We start from the raw sequence: 3,190 nt of genomic DNA, 5'->3' as shown, positions 1-3,190 counted from the left end.
CGCGCGCGGAGGCCCCGCTGGCCGCACCCGTTGCGTGCCCGCACGCCATCGGCGTGGCCCTCGGCCACCGGATTGCCGCAAGTACACTGCCGCATTCACGCGCAACACCATTTTCCCTGTTCCCGCCGCCCACTGGCGGCCATGCACAGGTTGACACCCCCGCCCAGGATGTTTAGAGACCTGCCCAAGGCAGCTTATCGCGGTTTTTAACCGCGTATCCGCCTATCATGCAGGCGCTGTGAGCCGGTAGCTCAGTCGGTAGAGCATTCGACTTTTAATCGAATGGTCGTGGGTTCGAATCCCACCCGGCTCACCATTCCCTGCCCCTTCCCCTATCCAGATCGTGTCGCGTCCGCCCGTCGGGCCTGTCATTTCGCGCGCCCATGCGGATCAAGGCGCATGTTCGCTCCCGCATGCGGGAACGGACAGGGGATTTTTTCATAATATACTGAAATACAACCGTTTTATGGAAACCATACCTGTTCCATTATGGCATGGGCGCGATATGACCTGCCCGGAAGGCAACATTTTCATCGGGCGGGATGTTCGTTTTCAGATCATATCTTATTCGCTTTTATAATTAAGTTGTCATTTTATGATGTATTTTATAATTTTATGTCTTGATCTAGGGGTGTTTTTTAAAATAGATGACCTCATGCCACGCGGCCATGGAATATTCGCACATTCCGGTCGCATTCAAACCCGCTATCGTTGCTGGTGCAATGGATGGCGAACCTGGCCACGCATGCGTGGCCAGGTCCATCAATGTCTGTGAGTATCCATGAGCCTGCACCCTGTCCTGACTGCCGTGACCGATCGGGTCATCGCCCGTTCGGCTGGCACCCGCCGCGCCTATCTGGATCTGATCGCGCGGGAGCGTGAAAACGGCATAAGCCGCCCGCGCCTGGCCTGCGGCAACCTGGCCCATGCCATCGCCGCCGCGGGAGATGACAAGGCGGGCCTGCGCGCGGCGCGGGGCATGAATGTGGGCATCATCACGTCGTATAACGACATGCTCTCCGCCCATCAGCCTATGGCCGCTATCCGGACCAGATCAGGCTGTTCGCGCGTGAGGTGGGGGGCACCGCGCAGGTGGCCGGTGGCACGCCCGCCATGTGCGATGGCGTGACGCAGGGCCTGCCGGGCATGGAAATCTCGCTGTTCAGCCGCGATGTCATCGCCCTTTCCACGGCGGTGGGGCTGAGCCACGGCATGTATGATGGCGTCGCGATGCTGGGCATCTGTGACAAGATCGTGCCCGGCCTGCTGATCGGCGCGCTGCGCTTTGGCCACCTGCCCGCCATCCTGATCCCGTCCGGCCCCATGCCCTCGGGCCTGCCCAACAGTGAAAAGCAGCGCATCCGCCAGCTCTATGCCGAAGGCAAGGTGGGCAAGGACCGCCTGATGGACGCGGAATCGGATTCCTATCACGCTCCGGGCACCTGCACCTTTTACGGCACGGCCAACACCAACCAGATGCTCATGGAGGTCATGGGGCTGCACCTGCCCGGCTCTTCCTTCGTGCCGCCCAACACGAAACTGCGGCAGGAACTGACCCGCGCCGCCATCCACCGCCTGAGCGAAATCGGCGCGGGCGGCAATGATTACCGCCCGCTGGGCCTATGCGTGGATGAACGCGCCATTGTCAACGCGGCTGTCGGGCTGCTGGCCACGGGGGGGTCCACCAACCTCGCCATCCACCTGCCCGCCATGGCGCGGGCGGCGGGAATCGTGATCGACTGGAGCGATCTGGACCAGCTTTCCGCCATCGTGCCGCAGCTTACCCGCGTCTATCCCAACGGTTCGGAAGATGTGAACGCCTTCCACGCGGTGGGTGGCATGCCCAGCCTGATCGGCTCCCTGCTGGACGCGGGGCTGCTGCACCCCGATATCCTGACCGTGGCGAACGGGGGCTTCGCCGCTTACCGCACCACGCCGCGCATGCGCGATGACAGGCTGGTATGGGAAGAGGCCGGTCCCTCGACCGATGAAAGCATCCTGCGCCCGCCCGCCAACCCCTTCCGCGCCGATGGCGGCATGCGCCTGATGGAGGGCAATCTGGGGCGCGGCATCTACAAGACCAGTTCCGTCGCCCCCGAACGCTGGACGATCGAGGCCCCGGCCGCGGTTTTCGACCATCAGGAAGACGTGCTGCGCGCCTTCCGTGACGGAAAGCTGGACCGGGACGTGGTGGTCGTGGTGCGCTTCCAGGGCCCGGCGGCCAACGGCATGCCGGAACTGCACAAGCTCACCCCCACGCTCGCCGTATTGCAGGACCGGGGCCACAAGGTCGCCCTTGTGACCGATGGCCGCATGTCAGGCGCCAGCGGCAAGGTGCCCGCCGCCATCCATATCGGGCCGGAAGCCTATGTCGGTGGTCCGCTTTCGCTGCTGCGCGATGGGGACATGGTGCGCGTCTGCGCCCGCACGGGCCGCATTGAAATGCTGGTGCCCGAAGCGCAATGGACCGACCGCACGCCCGCACGCCCCCCCGCGCCGGAATTCGGCACCGGGCGGGAACTGTTCGCGCTCATGCGCGGGAATGTGGACAGCCCCGAACGCGGGGCGTCCGCCATCCTTGCCTCCATGGACCGCATGGCCGCACAAGAGAACGCGTAAGCGCGGCCCGTCCGGTCGCGAACGGATATGAAAGGAAGCCAGCCCATGGCCCAGATTCAGGACATCATGACGATCGCCCCGGTCATTCCGGTTCTGGTCGTTCACGACCCCGCCCAGGCGCGCCCCATCGCGGAAGCGCTGGTGGCCGGTGGCCTGCGCGCGCTGGAGGTGACGCTGCGCACCGAATGCGCGCTGGAAGTGATTGCGGAAATGGCCAAGGTGGAAGGAGCCGTTGTCGGCGCGGGAACCGTGCTGAATGGCGATGACCTGAAAAGCGCGGTCGATGTAGGCGCGCGCTTTATTGTCAGCCCCGGCCTGACAACGGATGTGGTGCAGGCCGCGCGCGGTGCCGAAGTGCCGCTGCTGCCCGGCACGGCGAACGCCAGCGACATCATGCGCGGGCTTGACCTTGGGCTGACGCATTTCAAGTTCTTTCCCGCCACGGCGGCGGGCGGCATTCCCGCGCTCAAGGCGCTGTCCGCCCCGTTCGGTCAGGTCCGCTTCTGCCCCACCGGCGGCATCAAGCAGGAAACGGCGGCCGACTGGCTGGCCCTGCCCTCCGTCCTGTGCG

Annotated in this window: 1 protein-coding gene, 1 tRNA gene and 1 pseudogene; all 3 read left to right on the top strand. The window is 64.5% G+C overall.

Annotated features, from left to right (window positions below; genetic code table 11):
• Positions 1-240: 240 nt before the first annotated feature.
• A tRNA-Lys gene (locus tag JCM25156_RS12190) sits at positions 241-316 on the top strand.
• A 465-nt stretch (positions 317-781) separates the two neighbouring features.
• Positions 782-2,619: pseudogene (gene edd / locus JCM25156_RS24060) on the top strand (phosphogluconate dehydratase).
• A gap of 45 nt (positions 2,620-2,664) precedes the next feature.
• Positions 2,665-3,190: bifunctional 4-hydroxy-2-oxoglutarate aldolase/2-dehydro-3-deoxy-phosphogluconate aldolase (eda, locus tag JCM25156_RS12175; protein WP_025813274.1), on the top strand; the 526-nt coding region annotated here is incomplete at its 3' end.

The sequence above is a fragment of the Komagataeibacter kakiaceti JCM 25156 genome (assembly GCF_000613305.1).
This window is presented reverse-complemented; position numbering and strand designations above follow the sequence as displayed.